General features: G+C 47.9%; 22 protein-coding genes and 1 pseudogene. 10 read left to right on the top strand and 13 right to left on the bottom strand.

What is annotated here, in order from left to right:
- Positions 1 to 23 precede the first annotated feature (23 nt).
- From L4174_RS21395 to L4174_RS21380, 4 genes are all read left to right on the top strand, one after another.
- Entirely contained in the window at positions 24 to 1,577 is a 1,554-nt protein-coding gene (locus L4174_RS21395) for a long-chain fatty acid--CoA ligase (protein WP_248141796.1), read from the top strand.
- A gap of 125 nt (positions 1,578 to 1,702) precedes the next feature.
- Positions 1,703 to 2,083 (top strand): STAS/SEC14 domain-containing protein, encoded by a 381-nt coding sequence (locus L4174_RS21390; RefSeq protein WP_248141797.1) that lies wholly within the window; start codon positions 1,703 to 1,705, stop codon positions 2,081 to 2,083.
- Positions 2,084 to 2,205: 122 nt separating this feature from the next.
- Positions 2,206 to 2,922, top strand: coding sequence for a hypothetical protein (locus L4174_RS21385; protein ID WP_248141798.1), 717 nt, complete (start codon positions 2,206 to 2,208; stop codon positions 2,920 to 2,922).
- A gap of 98 nt (positions 2,923 to 3,020) precedes the next feature.
- A complete protein-coding gene (locus L4174_RS21380; protein WP_248141800.1) occupies positions 3,021 to 3,899 on the top strand; it encodes a 6-carboxytetrahydropterin synthase in 879 nt (292 codons plus the stop codon).
- Positions 3,900 to 3,974: 75 nt separating this feature from the next.
- Here L4174_RS21380 and lhgO read toward each other — a convergent pair whose 3' ends face one another.
- The 3 genes from lhgO to L4174_RS21365 all read right to left on the bottom strand — a co-directional run bounded on the left by lhgO (position 3,975) and on the right by L4174_RS21365 (position 8,517).
- Positions 3,975 to 5,234 carry an L-2-hydroxyglutarate oxidase gene (lhgO, locus tag L4174_RS21375; protein WP_248141803.1) on the bottom strand — a complete coding sequence of 420 codons (1,260 nt, stop codon included), beginning with the start codon at positions 5,232 to 5,234 and terminating at the stop codon, positions 3,975 to 3,977.
- Positions 5,231 to 7,432: a TRAP transporter permease gene (locus L4174_RS21370; RefSeq protein WP_248141805.1), complete on the bottom strand. Its 2,202-nt coding sequence runs from the start codon at positions 7,430 to 7,432 to the stop codon at positions 5,231 to 5,233. The genes lhgO and L4174_RS21370 overlap by 4 nt, the downstream gene beginning before the upstream one ends.
- Before the next feature lie 71 nt (positions 7,433 to 7,503).
- Complete coding sequence (locus L4174_RS21365; protein WP_248141806.1) at positions 7,504 to 8,517, bottom strand: TAXI family TRAP transporter solute-binding subunit; 1,014 nt, start codon at positions 8,515 to 8,517, stop codon at positions 7,504 to 7,506.
- A gap of 530 nt (positions 8,518 to 9,047) precedes the next feature.
- Between L4174_RS21365 and L4174_RS21360 the strand changes: the two genes are divergently transcribed.
- Together L4174_RS21360 and L4174_RS21355 are read left to right on the top strand one after the other, a co-directional pair.
- On the top strand, positions 9,048 to 10,625 hold the full coding sequence (locus L4174_RS21360) for an ATP-binding cassette domain-containing protein (RefSeq protein ID WP_248141811.1): 1,578 nt from the start codon (positions 9,048 to 9,050) through the stop codon (positions 10,623 to 10,625).
- A gap of 41 nt (positions 10,626 to 10,666) precedes the next feature.
- A complete protein-coding gene (locus tag L4174_RS21355) occupies positions 10,667 to 11,095 on the top strand; it encodes a GFA family protein (protein ID WP_248141816.1) in 429 nt (142 codons plus the stop codon).
- A gap of 175 nt (positions 11,096 to 11,270) precedes the next feature.
- On the opposite strand, the gene L4174_RS21350 is transcribed toward L4174_RS21355, so the two are convergent.
- From L4174_RS21350 to L4174_RS21320, 6 genes are all read right to left on the bottom strand, one after another.
- Positions 11,271 to 11,771: a hypothetical protein gene (locus tag L4174_RS21350; protein WP_248141817.1), complete on the bottom strand. Its 501-nt coding sequence runs from the start codon at positions 11,769 to 11,771 to the stop codon at positions 11,271 to 11,273.
- 343 nt (positions 11,772 to 12,114) lie between these two features.
- Positions 12,115 to 13,077, bottom strand: coding sequence for a hypothetical protein (locus L4174_RS21340; protein ID WP_248141818.1), 963 nt, complete (start codon positions 13,075 to 13,077; stop codon positions 12,115 to 12,117).
- Positions 13,078 to 13,140: 63 nt separating this feature from the next.
- Positions 13,141 to 13,356, bottom strand: coding sequence for a hypothetical protein (locus tag L4174_RS21335; RefSeq protein ID WP_248141821.1), 216 nt, complete (start codon positions 13,354 to 13,356; stop codon positions 13,141 to 13,143).
- Positions 13,357 to 13,457: 101 nt separating this feature from the next.
- The gene (locus tag L4174_RS21330; protein WP_248141823.1) at positions 13,458 to 14,354 is read right to left on the bottom strand and encodes a hypothetical protein; all 897 of its coding nucleotides are present in this window, start codon (positions 14,352 to 14,354) and stop codon (positions 13,458 to 13,460) included.
- 496 nt (positions 14,355 to 14,850) lie between these two features.
- Positions 14,851 to 15,324 carry a hypothetical protein gene (locus L4174_RS21325; protein WP_248141824.1) on the bottom strand — a complete coding sequence of 158 codons (474 nt, stop codon included), beginning with the start codon at positions 15,322 to 15,324 and terminating at the stop codon, positions 14,851 to 14,853.
- Between the two features lie 25 nt (positions 15,325 to 15,349).
- The gene (locus tag L4174_RS21320) at positions 15,350 to 16,408 is read right to left on the bottom strand and encodes a helix-turn-helix domain-containing protein (RefSeq protein WP_371929419.1); all 1,059 of its coding nucleotides are present in this window, start codon (positions 16,406 to 16,408) and stop codon (positions 15,350 to 15,352) included.
- A gap of 510 nt (positions 16,409 to 16,918) precedes the next feature.
- Between L4174_RS21320 and L4174_RS21310 the strand changes: the two genes are divergently transcribed.
- The 3 genes and pseudogenes from L4174_RS21310 to L4174_RS21300 all read left to right on the top strand — a co-directional run.
- Positions 16,919 to 17,425 (top strand): hypothetical protein, encoded by a 507-nt coding sequence (locus tag L4174_RS21310; protein WP_248141825.1) that lies wholly within the window; start codon positions 16,919 to 16,921, stop codon positions 17,423 to 17,425.
- A complete protein-coding gene (locus L4174_RS21305; RefSeq protein ID WP_248141826.1) occupies positions 17,422 to 17,880 on the top strand; it encodes a DUF3850 domain-containing protein in 459 nt (152 codons plus the stop codon). The genes L4174_RS21310 and L4174_RS21305 overlap by 4 nt, the downstream gene beginning before the upstream one ends.
- Before the next feature lie 399 nt (positions 17,881 to 18,279).
- Positions 18,280 to 18,462: pseudogene (locus tag L4174_RS21300) on the top strand (hypothetical protein); the annotation flags it as partial.
- Between the two features lie 122 nt (positions 18,463 to 18,584).
- On the opposite strand, the gene L4174_RS21295 reads toward L4174_RS21300, so the two are convergent.
- The gene (locus tag L4174_RS21295) at positions 18,585 to 19,607 is read right to left on the bottom strand and encodes a tyrosine-type recombinase/integrase (RefSeq protein WP_248143273.1); all 1,023 of its coding nucleotides are present in this window, start codon (positions 19,605 to 19,607) and stop codon (positions 18,585 to 18,587) included.
- A 363-nt stretch (positions 19,608 to 19,970) separates the two neighbouring features.
- On the opposite strand from L4174_RS21295, the gene L4174_RS21290 reads away from it, so the two are divergent.
- On the top strand, positions 19,971 to 20,771 hold the full coding sequence (locus L4174_RS21290; RefSeq protein WP_248141829.1) for an HNH endonuclease signature motif containing protein: 801 nt from the start codon (positions 19,971 to 19,973) through the stop codon (positions 20,769 to 20,771).
- Between the two features lie 355 nt (positions 20,772 to 21,126).
- Here the strand turns inward: L4174_RS21290 and L4174_RS21285 are convergent, their stop codons facing one another.
- The 3 genes from L4174_RS21285 to L4174_RS21275 form a co-directional block, all read right to left on the bottom strand.
- The gene (locus tag L4174_RS21285) at positions 21,127 to 22,041 is read right to left on the bottom strand and encodes a hypothetical protein (protein ID WP_248141830.1); all 915 of its coding nucleotides are present in this window, start codon (positions 22,039 to 22,041) and stop codon (positions 21,127 to 21,129) included.
- A gap of 166 nt (positions 22,042 to 22,207) precedes the next feature.
- A complete protein-coding gene (locus tag L4174_RS21280; RefSeq protein WP_248141831.1) occupies positions 22,208 to 22,675 on the bottom strand; it encodes a hypothetical protein in 468 nt (155 codons plus the stop codon).
- Positions 22,676 to 22,713: 38 nt separating this feature from the next.
- A complete protein-coding gene (locus L4174_RS21275) occupies positions 22,714 to 23,382 on the bottom strand; it encodes a phage repressor protein CI (protein ID WP_248141832.1) in 669 nt (222 codons plus the stop codon).
- Positions 23,383 to 23,556: the final 174 nt, after the last annotated feature.

Raw genomic sequence — 23,556 nt, 5'->3', positions numbered from 1 at the left:
GAGAACATCACAAGGAAAACACCATGCTGAATCTTGCCGCTGCACTACAACGAAATGCTGTTTCTCAACCTGATAAAATCGCCATTATTTGTGGCGAGACTCAGATCACTTACGCTCAGTTCAATGCCATTGCCAGTCAGATTGCCAACGGCCTGAAAGCAAAAGGCGTCCAGCCTGGGGATCGCATTGCGCTGAGTTGTCCGAACCTGCCATATTTTCCGCTGGTTTATTACGGGATTCAAAAAGCCGGTGCAGTGGTTGTACCGTTGAATGTTCTGCTGCGTGAGCGGGAAATTCAGTACCACCTGGAAGATGCACAGGCGAAATTCTATTTCTGTTTTGAAGGCACGGCAGAATTACCGATGGCGGATGCCGGGATTGCTGCTTTTCAAAAGGTTGGTGGCTGTGAACATATGGTGGTGATGACTGCGGATCAGTCGCAGCAGGAATACAAGGGCATGCCAACTCTGTCTGCGCTGATGAAAAATCAGCCCTCTGATGGTGACTGTGCATACCGCAGTGCCGAAGATACGGCGGTTATTCTGTATACCTCGGGGACCACCGGATTGCCGAAAGGCGCAGAGCTGACACAGAGCAACCAGTATATCAATGCGCTGGCAGCGCAAAATCTGATGCAGATGCGGGGGGACGATGTCCACCTGTTGACGCTGCCGTTGTTCCACACATTCGGTCAGACCGTCAATATGAATGCGCCGGTCAGCCTTGGTTGTACCCTGGTGATGGTGCCGAGATTTGATGCAGCACTGGTGCTTGAATTGATTGAACAGCATCGCGTGACCATCTTTGCCGGTGTACCGACGATGTATATCAGCCTGAATCTCTGCAAAGCCGAACACGATGTGTCCAGTCTGCGACTGGGAGTCAGCGGTGGTGCCTCCTTACCGGTCGAAGTGTTGCGGACGTTTGAGGGCAGGTTCGGCATTCCTGTACTCGAAGGATACGGATTGTCAGAAACCAGCCCGATTGCCAGTTTTAACCATCTGGATAAGCCCCGGTTGCCTGGTTCTGTGGGACAGCCGATTCAGGGCGTTGAGATTCGCGTGGTGGACGACAATGATCAGCCGGTGCCGCAGGGCGAGCCGGGTGAAATTATTATTCGTGGTCACAATGTCATGAAAGGTTATCTGAACCGTCCGGAAGAGAACGACAATGCGCTGCGTCATGGCTGGTTCCATTCAGGCGATATCGGACGTTTTGATGAACATGGCAACCTGTTTATTGTTGATCGCGTCAAAGACCTGATCATTCGTGGTGGGTTCAATGTGTATCCCCGCGAAATTGAAGAAGTGTTTATGACGCATCCGGATGTGGCGATGGTGGCTGTGATTGGTATTCCATCTCAGCAGTATGGGGAGGACGTGAAGGCCTATGTTGTTCTGAAGGAAGGGGCGACCATCACTGAGACTGAATTGCAGGTTTGGGGGAAAGCCCAGCTGGCAGCGTACAAATATCCGCGCCAGGTTGAAATCCGTCAGGCCCTGCCGATGAACGCCACGGGCAAAATCCTAAAAAAAGAACTGAAAGCAGAGCTGCGCAACGCAACCGAAACGGCGTAATTCTTTTGCTGCATTGTCGGGCCAGATGGCCCGGCAATTGATTCAAATCCCGTCATTTTTCCTGATGCCCGCTACACTTATCCTGATCTTTCACTTTCCTCAGCCGTCGGCAACAGGAGGCCCGTATGCAAACCACGCACGGTTTATTTTTTGAAGTAGACAGACATGACGATAATTTTTTCATGGAACTGAAAGCGGTCGGTAAATTGACTCACGAAGATTATGAGCAGATCACGCCACTGATTGATGAAGCCCTGGCGGGCGTCGAGCATCCGAAAGTGAATGTGTATTTTGATGGCTCGGAGTTTGAGGGCTGGGAGCTCAAAGCGGCGTGGGATGATCTGAAACTGGGCCTGAAACACGGCAAAAAATTTCACCGTATCGCTATTTATGGTGACAAGAAGTGGATTGATGTGATGGCGAAAGTCGGCAGCTGGTTTATTTCGGGGGAAGTGAAATGTTTCGATACCCCGGTGGATGCGCTGGCCTGGTTGCGGGAGGATTAGAGCACCAGTGATGCTGTCTCTTGTTTTGACTCGGATTTTTGCTCGTCTGGAATTCAGGGACTTGCTATGATGCGGCAATACCGGGCAACGGTCCGGCGAGCCGTGATCTCAGGGAGGCAGCTTTGCAGTTTCTAACATCTTCTATTGTTCCTTTTGCGTCTGCGATGTTTGCAGGGTGTCTGTTCAGTGCCGGTGTGCAGGCTAATCTTGCACAGCCTGCGTCGGATGCAACGATGAGCAGTGCGGAACAGCAGGTTGACACTGTGCAGGCAGAAGACAGCCGGTATTTCTTTGGTTTGCGGGGCGGCGTGAGTCTGATGGGACTGACCGATAAAGCCACGGTGTCTGGTCAGACCGAAACCGCAAAAGATGCCGGTGGCAACGGATTTTGGGGTGTGGATTTTGGCTACTACACACCGGAAGGACGCAGTCGGATCTACTACAGTTTTGAACGACATCACAGCGACAGCGACTTTTCGTCATCCGGCCTGAGTTATGAAAATCTGGCGAATCTCCACCTGCTGGCGACAGATTATTTCTTCTTATATCACAAAGACTTTTCACCTTATGTCGGCTTGCATTTAGGCTATGCCAGCGTGAAATCAAACTCGGATTATCAGAGTGACTATCATGTGAATGGGGTGATTTTCGGGATGCAGACCGGCCTGGCATGGCGGGTGTCTTCGGATATGACTCTGGAAGCCGGATTTCGTCACAGTATGCTGCCAAGTAAGATGAAAAACTGGCAGGGGCAAGACGATCAGGGCAATGCGATTACTTTTCAGTCGCAGCAACGTGGTGTCAGCTCCCTGTTTCTGGCGGCAAATTATCGCTACTGAGCATCGGATTTACGGAGCGTGTTTAGGTTTACTCCTCCGGCTGTCCGCGTATAATGCCCAGCTCCGTAAACGACTATCATTTCAGTAAGGACGTCAGCGTGAAGCTATTTGTCAGAGATCTCACCGTTATTGATGCCTCATACCTGTGCCCGGCCCGCGGCATGGTGGGCGACAGCTGGATACTGGATGTGGTGATGTCTGGCGAGCTGAATGAAATGAGCATGGTGCTGGATTTTGGCCGTGTGAAGAAGCAGATCAAAAAGCTGGTGGATGAATACGTGGATCACCGTTTGCTGGTGCCTGTGAACCATCCGTCAGTGCAGATTGCGGAAACAACCCCAGGTTATGCCACGGTTGATCTGCTGCGCGATGAGAAAAGTATTCACCTGCACTGTCCTGAAGAAGCATTCTGCTTAGTTGAAGCCGAAGCCATTACCATCGACACCGTGACCGAGCATCTTTACCAAGTGCTGGCCGGAGAGTTGCCGGATAATGTTCAGGGGCTGGAACTGGTGCTGCGTCATGAACAGATTGACGGTGCTTTCTATCATTACAGCCATGGTCTGAAAAAGCATGACGGCAACTGCCAGCGTATTGCGCACGGTCACCGCTCGCCGATTGAACTCTATGTTGACGGCAAGCGGGACAGCCAGCTGGAAGCCGACTGGGCGAAGCGCTGGACGGATATTTACCTGGGCACTGCGGAAGATCAGGTCAGCGTGACGGCACTGAACCTCAGCGAGCATGCTGCAGGTGCGACGGACGAGACGCACTATGGTTTCCGTTATACCGCGCCACAAGGTCTGTTTGAACTGGCGATTGCCAAGAGCGAAACTGACATGATCCATACCGACACCACCATTGAACTGCTGGCGCATTTTATCGCGGCCGAAGTGAAACCGAAGCTGGGTGAAAACCAGCGACTGGATGTTGTGGCTTATGAAGGTGTCGGAAAAGGCGCCATGGCGAGTCTGTAAACAAGCGACTTGAACAGTCGAACAGAAACACATCAACACCCCGGTATGATTACCGGGGTGTATTTTTATGAGCACTCAGTTCGTTGCAGAATCGATGACTGGAACCACTGGCGGCATTTTTTCAGCAACTTTATCGCAGATGTAGTCGGCAATCGGCATGGCGGACGTTGCGGCTGGTGACGGTGCGTTACACACATGCAGGCTGCGCGGGCTGTCTGCAAACAGAAAATCATGTACCAGAGTTCCGTCTTTCAGCACAGCCTGTGCCCGAATCCCTGCCGGATACGGCTCAAGGTCCGCCAGTGTCAGGCTCGGACAATATTTCCTGACCCGCTCTAAATAACCGGCTTTCCACCAGGCATCCCTGAACTCCTGCAATCCGGTTTTCAGGTGTTTACCCGTGACCTGCCAGAAACCGGGAAAAGACAGCATCTCAGCACTGTCCCGGAGGCTGAAATTCAACCGTCCGTAGCCTTCCCGCTTCCAGCCCTGCACCGCATTCGGGCCAACGGTCACGGAACCGTCGATCATCCGGGTTAAATGCACGCCAAGAAAGGGCAGATCAGGATCGGGGATGGGATAAATCAGATGACTGACGATCTGATTATGCCGTGCGGCTAGGCGATAATATTCACCCCGGTAAGGAATGATCTGAAAATCGGTAATCAGCCCCAGCATGCGGGTGAGCCGGTCGGCCATCAGGCCGCCGCAACTGACCAGAAAGCGTCCCTTGACAGTAAATGGCTCGGCACTGGTGACGCTGGGCTGACGGCATGTCAGTTCGATGACCTGATCGTCTTCAGTTATACCAATCACTTCTGTGTGCAGCGCAATTTGGCCGCCCATGGCCTGAAAGCGCTGCGCCATGGTTTCCGTCACCAAACGGTAATCCACAATGCTGGTGGAAGGGACAAAAATCGCGCCCAGTCCGGTGATATTCGGCTCACGCTGGTGAAGCTGCGCCGCATCCAGCAGTTCAGCGTCAATGCCGTTTTCTCCGCACCGTTCAAACAGGGCTTCCATCCGGCTCAGTTCGGTCTCATTGGTTGCGACCAGCAGTTTGCCGCAGTTTTCGACCGGGATGTCATGCTGCCGGCAGAATGCAAGGGTGCGCTGGACCCCGGCTTTACAGAACCGGGCTTTCAGGCTGCCGGGGGGATAGTACACCCCGGCGTGAATCACACCGCTGTTATGGCCGGTCTGATGGCGGGCCAGCTGCGTTTCTTTTTCCACCAGCAGAATTTTACACTCGGGGAAACGACGTTGCAGTTCACAGGCGGTTGCGACACCGACGATCCCGCCGCCAATCACCAGATAATCGTACACGGATGTCATGGCATCACCTTTTGTTGGTTTGAGGACGACGGCGTATCGGAGGTGCCGGACATTGTTTGAATGCCTTGGGTGCCGTTTCGTGCCGTATACACAAAGAGCACAGCGAAAATCACGGCCGCGACGACCCGCCACCACCAATCGATACCGGGCAAGAGTAGGACAGCCGCATCTGCGGTCAGGAGCAGACGGCCGAGTACATTCAACCGGCCTTCCAGATAACCTTCGATCGCAGCAATGAGCGCATAAGTGCCAATGACGGCAAATCCGCCAATCAGCAGCACTTCGCCCCAGTCATGACTGATGAGCGCGGTATAGGCGATCAGCAACGGCACCAGATACAGTCCTTTCGCGATTTTCCAGGCCGTCAGACCCGTCCGCATCGGCGGTGTGCGTGCAATCGTCGCTGCGGCAAACGCGGTCAGGCAGACCGGCGGGGTGACATTGCTGTCCTGCGACAGCCAGAAAATGATCAGGTGGGCTGACAGTAATGCCAGCGTGACGGCACTTGCACCGAGGCTCTGTTCCAGCAGCATGGACTTGAAATCGGCCGGTACCAGTGCCAGCAGACTCTGAGCATTTTCCATCGTCATCGGCGCATTGAGCGCTGCCAGCTGATCGGGAGCAGCCAGCATGAAAATCGCCTTGGCCTGTTCCGGTAACTGGCCCTGAACCAGTAAGTCCAGCAACTGACTTTCAGCGATTAACTGATAAAGCGCCGGTGCCGACAGCGTGCCTAACACAATGTAAGCGGCAGTGACGGGCAAGCCCATCCCGAGGATCAGCGAAGCCAGCGCAATCAGCAGCAGCATGACCAGCAGGTTGCCGCCAGCCCATTCATTAATCATCAGCGAGAAAGTATTGCCGATCCCTGTGGTACTGATGACATTGACGACCAGTCCGATGCCAACCAGCAGCACAGCAGTCGTAGCCATATTCCGGCCGCCCATTGACAGCGCTTCGATGATGGCTTTCGGGCCCATTTTATGGGGGGACAGCCAGGATGCGACAATTACCGAAAGGATTGAAATCCCAGCGGCATAAGTGGGCGTGAAGCCTTTCACCAGCAGCACCACGAGGACTCCGATCGGGATCAGGTTATGCCAGCCCCGGAACAGGACTTTCAGAAACGGTTCACTGTGGGTGTCAATTTTGTGCACGCCGCTGCGCTTGGCTTCAATGCGGACAAAGAAGGCGACGGACAGAAAATAAATCAGTGCAGGCACCACAGAAACCGCCACAATATCGACATAGGGCACTTGAGTATATGAGGCCATGATGAAGGCACCGGCACCCATCACTGGCGGCATCAGTTGCCCGCCTGTCGATGCGGCTGCTTCGACGCCTGCAGCAAAGCGGGCAGGAAAACCGGCTTTACGCATCATCGGAATGGTGATCACTCCGGTTGAAACGGTATTCGCAACGCTGGAGCCGGACACTGAGCCCATCAGGCCAGAGCCGAGCACGGCAATAAATCCGGGACCGCCGATGATTTTTCCTGCTGCCGCTTTGGACAGATCAATGATGAAATCCCCTACGCCGGAACGCACCAGAAAGGCGCCGAACAGAATGAACATGAAGACATAGCTCCAGCTGATGCGGGCGATCGGGCCGAACATACCGTCGGCACTGTAGAAGCTCCGGTATAGCAGGGTTTCCATACTCAGACCGGGAAACTGAAACATGCCCGGCACCCATTTCCCCCACAGCACCACATAGCTGAGGCAAATCACAATCAGTACCGGAATGAACAGCCCGATGGTACGACGGATGAGTTCAAGTGCGATAGCAATCGCCAGCAGCGAGAAGACCCAGTCGGCGGTGACAAACTTCACGCCGCGGGCATATAAATCATCTTCGGCCAGCGGGATATACACCAGACAGGCCAGCGCTCCGAGCGCTATCAGGATATCGAGGGATAAAGCAATTTTGCTGTGCCGCAAGCGGGCATGGGCCGGGTACAGCAGCGCGCAGATGACGGCAAAACCGGCAAAGTGTGTTGCTGAGACCCACAATTCCGGCAGGGTTGAGAGGGTATTAAACCAGAGATGCAGCAGCGCTAAAATCACGGCAAATCCGGTGACAAAATGGGTCAGCCAGGGAATATCGCTGCGCGTGGTCAGTTCGAACTGCTGCAGCGCTTCCTGCTCTGTGGTTTGTTCGGTTTCTGGTTCAGGGCGTTGATCGGCGTTTTGAGTCATCCTGTACGCTCATAAGGTCAAACATGGGGTGTGAAATGAGATGGCCAGCCCGGAGAAGACTGGCCGAAAGCTTACTTCGCAATTAAACGTTCAGGAATGTTAATCCCGACTTCGCGGTAATATTTGGCTGCACCCGGATGGAGCGGCACGGGCAGTCCGGCAATGGCTTTTTCAATCGCCATGGCTTTGGTCGCCGCGTGGATGCTGTTCAGGAAAGGCAGATTCTCGTAAATGGTTTTGGTCAGCAGATACACATCCTGCTCGGAGATATCATCCCGAACGGCCAGGAAGTTGGGCTGCGCAATGGTCTGAACGTCTTTTCCCTGGCCCGGATATGTTCCGGCCGGAATGGTATAAGGCGTCCACAGCTCATAATTCTGATTGGCTTCTTTCACCTGCGCATCGGTGAATGACAGAATGGTGATGTCTTTCCCCAGAGAAGCAAATGCCCGGGTCACGGCGCTGACCGGCACGCCTGCCGGGGTATTCATGCCATCCACCGTGCCGTTTTGCATGGCATCGGCACTGGCACCGTAGCCCAGATAGGCCAGATTAAAGCTGTCCGGATTCACCCCCAGTCCTTTCATGATCTGGCGGCCCGAACCTTCCGTCCCGGAGTTTTTGCTGCCAATCGAGAATTTATGGCCCTTCAGGTTGGATAAATCACCCACGGTGCCGGTTTTTGCCAGATCAGAACGCACCACGAAGTGTTCGACGTTTTGCCACAGCATGGTGACGGAGCGCAGTTTGTCCTGACGGCCACTGCTGGCAAACTGTCCTTCACCGTTCCAGGCCCAGGCACCGTACAGGCCCTGTAAAATCGCAAACTGTGCTTCGTTTTCATTCATCAGTTTAACGTTCTCACCGGAACCCGCCGAGCTGATGGCCGACAGTGAAAAGTGATGGGCCGGCTCCAGCTTGACCTTGCTGAGCGTTGCCAGTGCCACACCAACCGGGTAGTAGGTGCCACCGGTGGAAGCCGTCGCCAGAATATAGTTTCTGTTTTCTGCGGCCTGTGCGCCTGCGGTCAGGCAAGCACTGAGGGTCGCGGTGGCGATGAGGGTTTTGAGGGTACGTTTCAACATCCTGTAAAGCTCCTTGCTATTGCCGGGGCCAGCCGACCCCGGATACCGGCACATTCCACTGCTGGTGCCATGAAACGAATTAACGTGTTGATCTCCTTGGCTAATATTAGCCAGTTCCGTTGGATTCGCCGCTACTGATTGTTTTCTCTGTGAACCAGATCGGGCTGTTGCACAGAAACTGTGGTCTTGACATGAAGTCGAATTCGCGCGGCTTGCGATTTTATGCATCCGATGGTTTAATGCGCGCATCATTTCTTCCGGAGTTAACGCCACGATGAATCACTAACCCCCTGACATCCTTTGAACTTATTTTTTGGATCCGCAGGGTTAGTGGGCGTTAACCGTCTTTGTCTGTGCCATTTTTCAATGGCTGCGCATTGTTTTATATACGCATCGCTTCAAGTGCAAATTGCTTTTTTATCAATCGCTTCATTTGATTGCCTGCGATTTCAAGAAAGCTTTGAACAGACACAACTGCAATACATTTTCTGACGGTCATGCCGCGCCCTGCTTTTGCACAGGAGGTCGATATGACATTACTGCACGCACAATCACTCACGGTTTTGCTCCCGCAAGGCGAGCCATTATTTTCTGATCTTTCAATCACACTGCAGCGTGAAGTCACGGCGCTCGTCGGGAAAAACGGCAGCGGTAAATCGGTGCTGGCGGCGGTGCTGAGCGGCTGGCGTCAGCCTGATGAAGGAAAAGTCACGGCAGAAGGCAATATTGTCGCACTGCCGCAGCTCACAGAGACGGCAGATTTATCGGCACTTGGCACAGTCGCAGAAGCGCTGGGCGTGGATGCCTGTTTACAGGCGCTGTCGCGCATCGAAGCGGGCAGTTGCGACCCGGCTGATTTTGAGGCCGTGGACGACCAGTGGGATTTACCGGTTCAGCTTTCACGGCAACTGCAAGCGCTGGGACTCCCCGATGATCCCTGGCAACATTGTGCGCACCTCAGCGGCGGCGAGCTGACACGTCTGCGTTTATGGCTTTGTTTTCAAAGCGAAGCCGGACTGCTGATTCTGGACGAACCATCCAACCATCTGGATCAGGCGGGCAGAACCTGGCTGGCCGAACAGATCGCGGGTTATTCCGGCGGGATCTTCCTGATCAGCCATGATCAGCAATTACTGACACTGGCCGACTGTATTTATGAACTCAGTCATACCGGGCTGACGTGTTACGGACGGGATATTGTTGATTACCGCCTGCAAAAACAGCAGGAGGCACAGGCGCTGACCAACGGGCTGGCGAAGGCGAAGCAGCAGATTGCCAGCCTGACCCGGCAGCATCAGCGCAATGAAGAGAAAGCGCAAAAACGGGCGGCCTCCGGCAATCGGGACAGACGTAGCGGCAGTCAGTCGAAACTTCTGCTGGACTTTCAGAAAAACAGTGCCGAAAGCGCCGTATCTTCAAGGAAACAGCAGCAGGATCAGCAACTGACCCAGGCCAGAGAAAAGCTCAAAACGCTTCAGGCGAAAGTCGATCCAGCCAAACCGCTCAGCTTCAGTACTGAAACGGTCAGAAAGCAAAGTGCGCGTTTACTGACGATCACTGAACTGGGTCTGGTGCGGGGGAAGATGCCGACAGTCAGCCGCAGTGTGTGGTACGGCGATAAAATTCACCTGCAAGGAAATAACGGGATTGGGAAATCGACCCTGCTGAAAACCCTGCTTGGTGAGTTACCGGCAAAAAGCGGTCAGGTACAAAGACACGGCTCGGTTTGTTATCTCGACCAGCACTTTTCCCTGCTGAACTTGTCCGACAGCATTCTGGAGAACCTGCTGCGGTTGTGTCCGGCGTATCCGGCCAGCGAGTTGAGAACCCTGGCTGCCTGTATTGGTTTCCGGCGCGATCGGGTTGCGCAGCAAGTCTCGACCCTGAGCGGCGGCGAACGGATGCGGCTGGCGATGCTGGTGGTGAGCCATCAGTATCAGGAAGGGGTCTTACTGCTGGATGAGCCGGATAATCATCTGGATTTGGAAGGAAAATCGCTGATGGCACAGGCGCTGAGTCAGCATCAGGGCAGCTATATTCTGGTCAGCCATGATCCGGCGTTTGTTTCTGAATGTGGTGTGAATCAGTACTGGGAATTATCACAGTAAATCCATTATGCTATCTGAGGCATTTCAATCAGGAGATCATCATGTCTGAAACGACAACATTTCACCATATTCATGGGCATTGTTTGTGTGGCAAGGTCGGGCTGAACTCAACCAGCGGCGCCAAACATGCAGAAGCCTGTCACTGTAACATGTGCAGAAAGTGGGGCGGTGGCCCGTACCTTTCTGTAGCTGCGGGCACCGAAGTGACTTTTACCGGTGAAGAAAATATCACCCGTTTTGCGTCATCTGAATGGGCCGAACGCGGCTTCTGCAAACAGTGCGGCACACACCTGTTCTATTTCCTGAAGCCAACCGGCCAGTACATGGTTCCGGCTGGCTTGCTGGATCAGGAAAAAGAACTGGAGATGGATCAGCAAATCTTCATCGACAAGAAACCCGCCTACTATGCCTTCAGCAACGACACCGAGAATCTGACGGAAGCGGAAGTGCTCGCGAAGTTTATGTCCTGAAGTACGACAGAACCCGGGCTGTGATGGCCCGGTTTTTTGTGTGGTGGCAATCAGAAATAGGGAGAGTACGGTTGCGCTTCCTTTTGGTGTTCACAAAGGTGATCTTGCAGTCGAATTCGTGCGTACCTTTCAGCAACACAGATTCGTTGATTCGGGCACCGGTGGCTAGGCAAATCTAGAATATCTTCCTCAGTTCTTCATCACAGTTGCTTTGTTTGATGGTTTCAAACAGGTGAAGTATCTGTGCCTCGGTCAGGAAGGTGAGTTCGGGTTCAGAGCGCCGAACTGAGTTCAGCCCTTCAAACGGATTTGGAAAGCTCCATTCGTCCAGTTTTGCCAGTTCTTTGGTGGTGATGTCGCTGGCAATCGGGTTATTCAGGTCGTTACACACCGCCAGCATACGTATTTTTGCTCTGTGGCCAGAACTGAGCTTCTTACCGTGTAGCTGAAACCACAGTTCTATTAAGTCTAACAGGCGGCGGTGATCCGTTTTTTCACCCAGCCATGGTTTATCGTCCACTTCCCGCATGATGTACCGTTCATAGGCAGCGGCCTCGCCTTTGGTACTGAAGCGTTTACTAACCCGCTTGCCGTTGCGGCCGTTCGGGTAGCACTCACAAATCCATGGATTCTTCGAGCGCCATCTTTGAGGTTTCGGATAGACATGGAAAATCACTCAAAATGCTGTATATAAAAACAGTGTTAATTGAGGCAGACAGCGAAACAATGTTTGATATGAACGAAGAAAACAATGAGTGGTGGCTCATTTGAATTCTGACACTTCAGGCTTTAACAGATCGTACAATGAGCCATACAAACTTTTCCTTGGACATTTCCAAGTTAAATTCTTAACTCTAACTCGTCAGTTTCAGATTAAAATTTCTATGAGTTAACACCGTATTAAAGTGTGAGTAACGCTACCACAAAACTAAACCATACCACCATAAACACGAACCCAACCTTGAACTGAAAATGCCAAGCGCTGGGAATCACTCTTAAATGCTTTGTTAACCCGATGCTTACTGCCAAGCTACAAAGTCAGATATATTGTCTAGTCGCTCTACCACCACAACTTTGCCTAAACAACCACTCCAATAAGTTTCACGGTCGGCTTGCTCTCCAGCACCTGACCATTCAACTACTCGTAAGGGAGTACTTTGTAAGTAAGGTTTTAGTAGCATATTTAAATGTGTATCAAACCCTGAATATCCAAATAGAATGATTTCCTCTGCCTCGGATAAAGCAAATTGAAGATAATCCCAATATGTAGAGAGGGCATCGGACGCAGCGATAACTGAAGGCTTATGTTTTACATGAGTTAGCACAATATCCTTGCTTGGTATATCTCGTCCTAAATGAAGACTGTTTCTCGATAATTTAACAATATTACCATCATTCTCCATAAACAAAGGTGAGCCGTGGAGGTGCAAGTAATAACCAAAATTATTATCGAACTTCCGCTCTAAAGCATCTGCTGAAAAACCACGACCAAGCATTCCATCGATAAGGCTACCTTTATAGCCATCTACTAAGTCATTATCGATAAACGAATTGTACAAAAGCTTGTCATAATTCAATGTTGCAACGTGAGACTTGGTTTCCCGAATAAAGTCAACCAATGCGTCCTCAAAAGCTTGAGGCAACGTACCGTTATAGTTATGAAGTTTGGTCGCTACCTTATGGATATAAGTAGCAGTTATTTCTGGAAATGATTGACCATCTTCCGTAAGCCAGTGAATATCACCGTCACCGATTGAGTTTAGTGATTTACAGTGCGTTATTGCTTGATGAAGTAAATCTAGTTCATCTTCACCTTGAGGCGCTCCAGGACGTCCAAGGCAACGCTCTATTAGTTGCTGCTGTTCTAAAGTTAAGAAATCTTCACGTTCCCAGATATCTTCCAACGCAGAGGTTAAAGAAAAATGAGCAGGATCTAATGACATTCCTAGCCCATTCCCAAAAATCACTAATTTCCTAGCCAAAATTTACTCCTAATTCTAATAAATAGGGTTAACGTCTCGTTACTGTAATGGCTTGTTATGTTTTTATTCAACAGGTATTAATACAACATTATCCCAAGTGCAATAAACACCATTTTTGACGTTCACAGGAATTCCACAAGCTGTTCTGTATCCCTTTGCTCCATCATGGGTAGTTGGAATACCATTAAGAGGTCGACTTGTCTTCTGCGAAACTTCTTCTATTATTTCGTATGTATTTCCAAATTCATCACGAAATAATCCTAGATTATTAATTTTCATTTATATTCCTTATACACAAATTAAAACCAAATGTTACCAAACACATAACGCCTCAAACACCGTCGCAGCTTTGCTACGTCCGAGTGTTTTGCTTGTTACACCTAGCTCAGCTCACCAAAAAGGAGGCTAAATATTGTTAAGTTATTGTTCATAATCGAAACCACGTCATTCGATTGAATGACGCCGTGATCCCGATATAGGAACACATCGAGTAGCAGCCCATATGAGATGTGTAGCAAGTAATAAGCATGGGCATATGTGGCCAATTTTGCTGAACTACTTCTGAATGGTGGAAAAACTCCACCATGAAACCTCTCATTCCTAGAGTTAGCCAAGATTACTTTTATAAGAAACTTTGATAGTTCCTCATCTGAAAATAAAAACTTATCGCCAGCAAGATCAACTTCATTACCGCTAAAAATTAACCTGAATAGCCGGCCAGCCTTTCTTTGATCTGCTGGTGTAGGCTTGCCATTTGCTCCTGGTGGATACTTGGTTACAAATTTTTCGACGAAACTAGCCCCTAGCGAACTCTTAGCCCTAGAGAATAATGTTTTGGCATGGTTATCAGCTTCGTTAGATGCCTCGATAACTCTTTTCGCAGCATACTCACATGTCTGGTATGGAATTAAAGGCAAATAACTTAGAAATACTGCTGAAGATTTTCCATCATTCAGGATACGATCAACGAACCCGTCAAATCGGGAACAGTTTTGGTTTCCTATCTCTTGCTGTACAAGGAAAAATTCGGAGTCTAATGCTTTCCAGACATGATCAAATGCTAGATCAGGACGTTTAGGAAGCATATCAAGAGCATCAATTAGATAACCTAGATAAAATTGAAATTGGTAATTATCCGAATAGCCTAAATCACAAGAGACAAATGCCTGTTGAAGCCCCTTAGACCTAAGCCTATTCAGGAATGTCTCCTCCACTGGAAAGTCGAAGGATTTTGGCCAGTCATTATTGTACTTAATTCGTAATTTCTTAGTGTCCATACAATCTCATTAAGAGGTGTAACATTTTATTAGTGCGCATGCGTGTTTTCCAAACTTATTAACTAATTTTGTGTAAGTTTATGTGATTAATTGTTAAGTGGTTTTGATAATTTCAGATTGAAAAACGAGCAAACTAATTATGAGGCGCTAAAAACAGGGTTAATAAATAAGAACTGTTAGGGCAAGTAGTTCGTCAATTTTCGATTCACTAAACGAGTGCTAGCAAGCTTTGGGGCATTAGCGTGCTATTTAGCTCAGCAGCCAATTTAGGTACGCTACCGCTATCACGTACGCAAAGCTCCGTGCCCTCGCCTATCCAGCATAGCTGCATACATAACCGTACACATGGTTCAATCTCATATATGTGCGGCCATTAACAAAATTATGGGCAAACGAAGTGACTAGAACGTTGTAGAGATTGCAAATCTAACGAGCTTTGGGGCATTAGTGTGTTGGAGCAATCTGTGAGGTCGTGCCAAAGCAGAGCACTTTTAAATTATTCTGGTAACTCAACCAAATTCACAAACTGCTCACCATCAATCGGTAGTCGTAAATCTTTTACTTCAAAGAATTCATCTAGTGTTTTGATGTCAACCAGCTTCAATGAAGTACGCAGTACTGCTTTGTTATTTTGTGCGTCGAGTTCATCAATTGTTAGGCTTGCAATCGTAGGATGTTTTGACGATTGCATGAACGTCTTGCCGTTGATGATGCAAGTTGAGCTGATGTTACCGGAGCTTTTTTGCTTGAGTGTGGTGTCGAAGCCTTGTTTTACATCTGCCCGCCATATAGTTACATCACAAAAGTTCTTTTCGTCTTGTGCGAGATTGATGTTTACCGCTGGTTTACCACCTATCTCATAGGCAAAGTCGGAGACTTTAATGGTGTTTACTTGAAAATCAGGTTTGTTTTCAGAGCAGGCAGTAAGTGCGATAGATACGGCGAGTGATGCAAGAATTCTAGTTTTCATTAGCTTTCCCTAGCTAGTCACAAAATCAATCCTTCTTTGAAGTAACCGCAACCCTGCCGATTACCTTGATATCTTCTTCTTTTGCTTCAATCGTGCTCTCGCCGAAGGCGATCGCCAGTTTCTTTCCTGGGAAACGCTGAATACGATTGAATGACAGCAGGCCATCCACATCGATTAGGTACACACCTGATACAGCATCAGTTGAAGACTTATCTACCAGGTAGATCGCTTCATTCGTTTCCACTTCAATGGTGTGTTCAGCCTTCAGGTTGAAGCTGTTCATCCGTCGAAGTGGATAGGGGATGTCTCCGGTATCAATCAGCTGTCCGTTAGTCAGGCAATAGCTCTTCAGTACAACCGTGGCAAGAGGATGATTGCCGAACGTTGATGCGGATTCCTGTACCTGCAGGTTTTCTGTATTGACACGCAGGGAAGGGTAGAACGCTGATTCTGTGATATGGCTCATATCTCCTAGAGCCAGCAAACGAACAGAAATGCCTTTGGCTAAATGCAACCGGACAATCAGCTCGTGCGAGTTACGGTTGTGCTGGTTCCAGGCACTGAAGGTTGATTTCGGGGCATCCAGAATATCAGCCAGTTCCAGAAATGTTCTGCACCCCACAGCACTTCTGACCAGTTCCGTAAATTGCTGACCAACCAGATAGTCAAAAGACGGGATTTGTTCACCAACGAAATTATTGTTGATGAATTGTTCACTATCCAGCCCCTCACCGAGCGCTAGTGTGCGCATGGGAATGCCTTTTGAAAGATGTAAACGCACCATCAGCTCATGAGAGGTCCGGTTATGTAAATTCCAAGTGCTGAATGTTGGTTTCTTGACGTCAAATATCTGTGACAACTCCAGGAATGTTTTACACCCGGTCACTTTCTTGAGCATCTCAGTAAACGCATGACCTTTTAAGTAGTCAAAAGGCAGAATCTTTCCCTTTACCATATCGCCAATGATGTTATTTTTGATATTGATCGCCAAATTTTCATTGAGGTTGTTGTTTTGGCGATCTATCATCGTTCTGTCCTTGGGTATCTTGCCGACCAAAGCAAAAGAAACCCGATAAAAAAGCAAACCAACTCAGGAGGATAGCACCATGTTTTCCTTTAATACACCCCTGCATCTCGCAGATCTGTACGATGACAAATTTCCATGATTTTGTGGCGAGCCACCAGTTATCATTCAGCATAAAATTTTGAACAGTGTCCCCATTACCGGACTTTCAGAAGGGATTCCATGGGCCCGTTCTGAAAAATAAAGGTATTTCACTGTAAAAATGTATTTCGCTGTGAAAGAGGCATTCCGCTGGAATACGTCCGGACCTTCGCGGCCTGTAGTTACGTGTGGCTGAATATCTTGATGAATCGTCGCTGAGCGGTCTAAAGCTGCGACAGGTCTGAAATTGTGACGGGCCTGAACCTGTTAAGAGGCAGAAGAAGGCAGCCAGCGGTGATCGTCGTCATCCGTTCTGAGAACCTGACTGGTCCTCTTTGTTGTATGAACCCTTCAAGTTTTCCCGTGAATTGATGTTGCAATGTGTCCGCCTGGTGCGGACTTTCTTGTCACTTTGGTTAGGAGAAAAGCATGAGTCATGCACAAGCCATACTGGAACAAGCCCAGCAGGCAAAAAAAGAAGCCGTTGAATTACTCAAAGAAGTGAACCGGCACTCGGAAGAAAATCTGATGTTGTTAAACCGCTGTGAAGCCATTGTGCGGCACGTACTGGTTCAGGGGACAACTTCCTTCAGCTCTCAGGAAGAACCGGCAGAAACAGGGGCTATGGACGCTGAGAAACTGGCCGAGGCGATCCTAAATCGCAGTGCTCATGATGTGGCCTTAGGCATTCTGCAAATGGCAATCGAGTGTAAACACTTGCTGCATGTTCACGTGAGCTATTCGCCCCATACCGACTGGCTGTATATTTACGTGTGTCCGCAAAATACCCCTTATGAAAACTGGCAAAGTGAAGTTCGTTTATTTGATGATTCATTTCATTTTGCACATGATGACATTCAGGATTTGCTGGCGATTGAAGATAAGCTGATTGAGTTGATTGCTGAAGCGCACCTGACAGCGGGGGTGCAATCGTGAATCAAGTCACTCTCCATGAAGTGAAAGTACAGCCTGTTCATTTCAGAGAAGTCTTAGCCGGACGTAAAACCCATGAAGTGCGTTTGAACGATCGTGATTATCGTGCTGGTGATGTCCTGATTCTGCGAGAGGTTGACGATAACGGCGATGATACCGGGCAGGTAATGAATGCAAAAATCACCTATGTGCAGCGGGGCGATCACTTTGGTCTGATGAACGGCTGGTGTGTGCTTTCGCTGGCAAATACCACGCCGTTGCAAGGGATTCGCCTGATTGGTTATTTACGGGATCGGCTCAAGGAGCATTGCGATTATCTTGAAGCGCAGGTTCCGGTTATCAAGCAAACGGGCAATGCCACGGATGATGCGACACGTGCCGTTGAGGCGGGTCGTTGCTGGGTGGATGAAGCAAACCACTTTCTGAAGCAGTTTCCGCTGATTGAATGGCAAACGTAAAGGTTACATCGTTAAGTGAATTTGATGGCGGCATTCACCGCCATCAGCAGTATCCAATACAAAAAAATCTCTTTTAGAGCGGACTTTCAATGCGGAGGCTGAAATGATCGACTCAACGTTATTTCCCGGTGTGTTGCGAGGGGGAATCAGGACCGCAGCGATTCAGTCGTTCTGGAATAAATGGCCTGTGCTTCGCCTGTCTTCTTACGGCTTAAACCTTTTGGGCGATTTAAAATCAACCAACCAAATCCAAGCCGGTTTCATTTCCCCGAATCCAAAATCGCACAAAAAACAGACAATCAAACGTTTTACGCCCTAAAACCAAGCTAAGTCACTAAAAAGTAACTATTTGCTGACTACACTGAAACCATTATCAGTGAAGAGAAGAAGGGGAAGGGTATGACCATTCAAGTATTAAAATCCGATACCCTGTACCGCAGCTGCACCCTGAACGGGCTGGATGCCGACTGTACATCGACCAAACATTTAGAACCGCTGGACGAGATCGTCGGCCAGGAGCGTGCCCAGCAGGCGGTTGAGTTTGCGATGTCGATTAAGGAGAAGGGTTATAATATTTACTCTGCCTGAGAAAGCCCGGAATCCCTTGCTATCACAGGTATAACAAGGGATTAGGATAATCTCTGAATCTGAAGAAAACCGATGAAAACCGAAAAATCCTGAGTTTTGTCGCCATTTTGTCGCCACTAGATATCGATGCGGTTGAGCGGATTTAACCGGACGACAGACGATAAATGATCGGGTGAGAAATGGGCGTAAATCATCGTATGCTTGATGTTTTTATGGCCCAGCGCATGCTGCAAATCCAAAATGTTCCCTCCAGCACGCATAAACTCAGTGGCAAAAGTATGCCGTAGAACATGCGTGCCTTGCCCATAGGGTAAATCGGGCAGGGCTATACTTAACCACTTATAAGCAGTGTAATAGGTGCAGGAAAACAGTCTTCCGCTGTGTTCTGGTTTGAGTTCCTGGTAGAGCGTTTCAGCAATTGGGATAGTACGGTTTCGCTTACCTTTGGTATTCACAAAGGTAATTTTGCAATCAAATACGTGTGAGCCTTTTAACAAAACGGCTTCGTTGATACGGGCTCCGGTTGCGAGGCAAATCTTAAATATCAGCTTCAGATCGTTGTAACAGTCACTTTGTTTGATGGTTTCGAACAAATGCAATATTTGAGTTGTTGTAAGAAAGGTCAATTCTGTCTCAGACCTTCTGACAGAACTGAGTCCATCAAATGGGTTAGGCAAACCCCATTCGTCCAGTTTGGTGAGTTGGTTGAACATGCCCCGAAGGTTGGCGATGTCGTTTACAATGGTGTTGTTTGCCAGTTCTTTACCGGTCCGACCCAGGCCCCGGTTTGGGCGGTTTGAAAAGTAGTGCGCCAGTTCTTTTGTCGTGATGTGGCTGGCTATCGGGTTATTGAGGTCATTACACACTGCCAGCATACGTGTTTGTGCCCTGTGGCCAGAACTGAGCTTCTTACCATGCAGCTGAAACCACAGCTCAATTAAGTCAGCCAGGCGGCGGTGATCCGGCTTTTCACCAAGCCAGGGCTTATCGTCTACTTCCCGCATGATGAAGCGTTCAAAGGCAACGGCTTCGCCTTTGGTGCTGAAGCGTTTGCGCACCCGCTTGCCATTGCGGCCACTGGGGTAGCACTCGCAAATCCACGGATTCTTGGAGCCATCTTTGAGGTTTCGGATAGACATGGAAAATTGCCCAGAGTGCTGTATAAAAAAACAGTATAAATTGAGGCGGGTTGTGAAACAATGTTTGATATGGACGAAGAAATACAATGAGTGGTGGCTCATTTGAATTCTGACACTTTAGACTTTAACAGATCGTACAATGAGCTATACAAACTCGTCATTGGACATAAATGAGTTATGTACCAAAGAACACTCTGAGTATTTTGCATTATCTGAAGTATGGCAAATGAAGTCGAAAAACTCAGTCTGTTCATTATTCCTACCAAGCGACTCATCAGCTTACACGCGCATACAAGAAGTTGATCAATATTCAGTCACTGATATGATGGAACAGTAAAAAACCGATAGCTAAAGGGAGTCAAAATGGCTGAAGATAGACCCGCTATACCAGAACCAATAAAACGAGAAGTCAGACAGCAATGCTGCTTCGGTTGTGCCATTTGTGGGATGCCTTTCTTTCAATATGACCATATTGAGGAATATGCCGACGTTCAGGAGCACACTGCGGACAATTTAGTCCTGCTGTGCCCCAACCATCATTCGGCAAAAACCACCAACAAGCTATCTAAAGAACGCATCAAAGCGGCAAAGAAACAGCCGTTTAATTCCACTCGTCCCCATACTTCGGGATTCCAAGTTGAGCCCTCTCAAGAACTGCTTACTCTGTTGGGCAACAATGTCGTGAGTGGTTGGTATCCAAATGGAAACGGCGATCATCATCCTGTCTGGATCAATGGTAAAAGTTACTTCACCATTCACAGCGATGAAGGCTGGCTGTCTGTTTCCCTTCAGGTGACGAATGTTCGAGGTGACATTCTTCTAGCTTTGGTGAGAGGGGAACTAATGGTCGCCACTGGTAATTGGGATTACGTTTATGAAGGCGAAAATATCAAAGTACGAGCTGGGCTCGGTGACATAATCCTTGATATGAACCTGTCAGACACGAAAGTTGAAATCCTTAGAGGTATGTTCCTTGACAGAACGATAGACGGGTATGTCATTAAAGACGATACCTTGATTACTCTATGTGAAGGCCAACCAAGAGGCTGGGATATCGGATGTTCTGCCCACGCTAATGGCTTCGGTGGCTGGGGGCTCTTGAACAAGAAAACGTCCCCTGATGTTCAAACACCAAGTGGATTCGGCTTCTTTAGAAGCTTCTAAAGTTATCGACTTGCCACGAGTTCAAGCTTTGGCAGACCGCCATAATCAGGTGAGGTATCCATCTTGATATTGTCTTTCAATATGCTTTGCATCTGGTTAGCTAACTCACCCCATTCGTCAACGTCAGAAACGAGGCGAGGAAGCATAGCCACAGGTCGGAGCGTCTGGGTTTTGCGCTCTTGTTCTAACTGCCCAAAATGGCGGGGGGCAACTCTTGCCTTTTGCCAGTCATTAGTTTGGGTATGTCAAAGTTACCTGAACATCTTTGTTCCAACTTCGAGATGCAACCAACTTTGGGGCAATAGTATGTTAGAGCGATCTGTAAAGTCATGTTGTTAACCTTATAGAATAAAAACTACAGTTCAGTATAAATAGCAATTGGTTCAATTATGATTTCATTTTCAGCACGGCCACCAAAAGTTTGCTCAAGATCATACATGTTTTCTGCAAGTGAATATATGTGAGCTAAAGGATTGTCGTTTTCACTTGGTACTGAGAATTTAGTTTTATGTTTACCGCCAATATTACTTATCGCCCCAAGAACAATAAAGTCTTTTGCAGTTTTTCTTGAATACTTTCTGTAAATTGATTTCAATGAATCCCTCAGGTGTTCATTATTTAAGCATGATGAGAATAGAGTTCCACCTAGAGTTTGTTGAAATCGAATAATATCATCTCCAAATAAGTTGAGTACTTGAACTAAACTTTTAGTAACTTTTTCAGGTAGAAAGTTCTCTTGATTTGCCACTGCTTGATTTATTGTTTTATCTAATTGGGATTGAATTTTTTTAAATTCATTAGATTTTGAGTTTTCAGATCTAAGCTTTTCTAAATACTGTATTTGCTCAGTAAATTTTAGGTGTATTAAAGAGAGGGTAGTTTCATTAAGGTTTTGTAAGAAATACTGAATCTCGCGAATATCAACAAATTTTCCTTGAGCTCTAATTCGAACAAAGGATTTATTAGATGCACATATCTCGGAATAGGTTAGATTATCGTTAGCTACATTAATTAATGAACCTGATTTTAAAAGTTCTGTCTCAAATATATTAAATGAATGATCATGAAGGAATTTTTTTGAAGTTGTAGAGCTAGTTTCACGAATTACATCAGCAATAACTCTGCCTGATGTGACTCCCTGTTTAGATGTCTCGCTGTCTTCATTTACTATTTGATCTTCATTTAGTACAAATTCAGTTACGCCTTCAAATAATTGTGATGAATAAGAGTAAAGTTTAGGTTCGTCTAAGTAGATAAAATTTTTGATCATTTTCTTGTCAGCCTTGTCCGTTTTTTGAAGCGCTTCCTCGCTTCATCCCTTTTAGCTTTTCGTTCTTGGATAAATTGTTCATGAGAGTACTTACGTTTTGTATCAACGTAAGTCCAAATTGAGAAGATCAGTGTTGCAACAACCGCAATCAAAGTAATTCCACTGATTATGATGTCTGCGAGCATGGCTCTTCTCCTATTGCTGACTTTGTTGGCTGCGATGCTTTCGCCTTTGCAGTCAATCTTCTGAAAATGACGAAACAAAGTATAAATGAACAGCAGGCCAAAATCATTGTCGATTGCGTGAGCTGTTCTACTTTTATCTTGTCAAATCCAGATTCAACTATTAGTAGAGCAAACATCAGGAAAGCATAGAGAGCAATGCCACATATGGAGATAGTGTTACTTGTAGACTTCCAGGTCTCATCACCAGTTAAATGCTCTATCTCATTGAATATTGAGATATGTAAAACAAAGCCAAATGCAATGAAATCTGCTGCTGTGAATTGATCTATACCATCAATAAAGATGCAAGCCAGAAACCGAAGTGCAATCGGTATTAACCCAATTGCGACGGTATAACAGAACCATTTAGTTAGTTTTGAAACGGGCTCGTATGATCTCGGCTGGCTCATGTTTCTCTCCATGGTGCTTCCCTAGCCAGTTAAAAAAATCAATCCTTCCTCAAAGTAACCACAACCCTGCCGATTACCTTGATATCTTCTGGTTTCGCTTCAATTGTGCTCTCGCCAAAGGCGATAGCCAGTTTCTTACCTGGAAAACGTTGAATGCGGTTGAACGACAGCAGGCCGTCCACGTCGATCAGGTACACACCAGAAACAGCATCAGTTGAAGATTTATCTACTAAGTAGATCGCTTCGTTCGTTTCCACTTCAATGGTGTGTTCAGCTTTCAGGTTGAAGCTGTTCATTCGACGAATGGGGTAGGCGATATCCCCGGTTTCGATAAGTTGCCCGTTTGCCAGACAAAAACTTTGTATCACAACCGTAGAAAGTTGGGTTACTTCAGGTGGATTTTTTTCGACAGCAGTATGGCTACCAGCTACATCATCAACTGGCTTTTCATACTTTTGTTCTGCCTCTTCGACATCTTCACCCAGTGCAAGCTGACGGATTGGCGTTCCCGTCGCCAAATGAATTCTAACCATGAGCTCATGTGAGGTTCGGTCATGCAAGTTCCAAGTGCTAAAAGTAGACTTGGGCACATCTAATAATTCCGATAACTCCAAAAAATCTTTACATCCCAGAATCCGTTTTAGGTTCTGAGTGAAGTCATGACCTTTCAAATAGTCTGGAGCAAGGATTTTTTTTCTGCTGTTCATTCTCACCTAGCGAAATATTTGACTCAGATCGTTAAATGGGATTTATAATCCAGCCAAATCTCAATTGAGTCTTGATTAAATCCCCTTTGGCGATCTATCATCCCTGTGACATCGAGTTTCACCGCCGACCAAAGCAAAAGAAACCCGATAAAAAAGCAAACCAACTCAGGAGCA

This window comes from Photobacterium sp. CCB-ST2H9 (assembly GCF_023151555.2).
GTDB lineage: Bacteria > Pseudomonadota > Gammaproteobacteria > Enterobacterales > Vibrionaceae > Photobacterium.
This window is presented reverse-complemented; position numbering and strand designations above follow the sequence as displayed.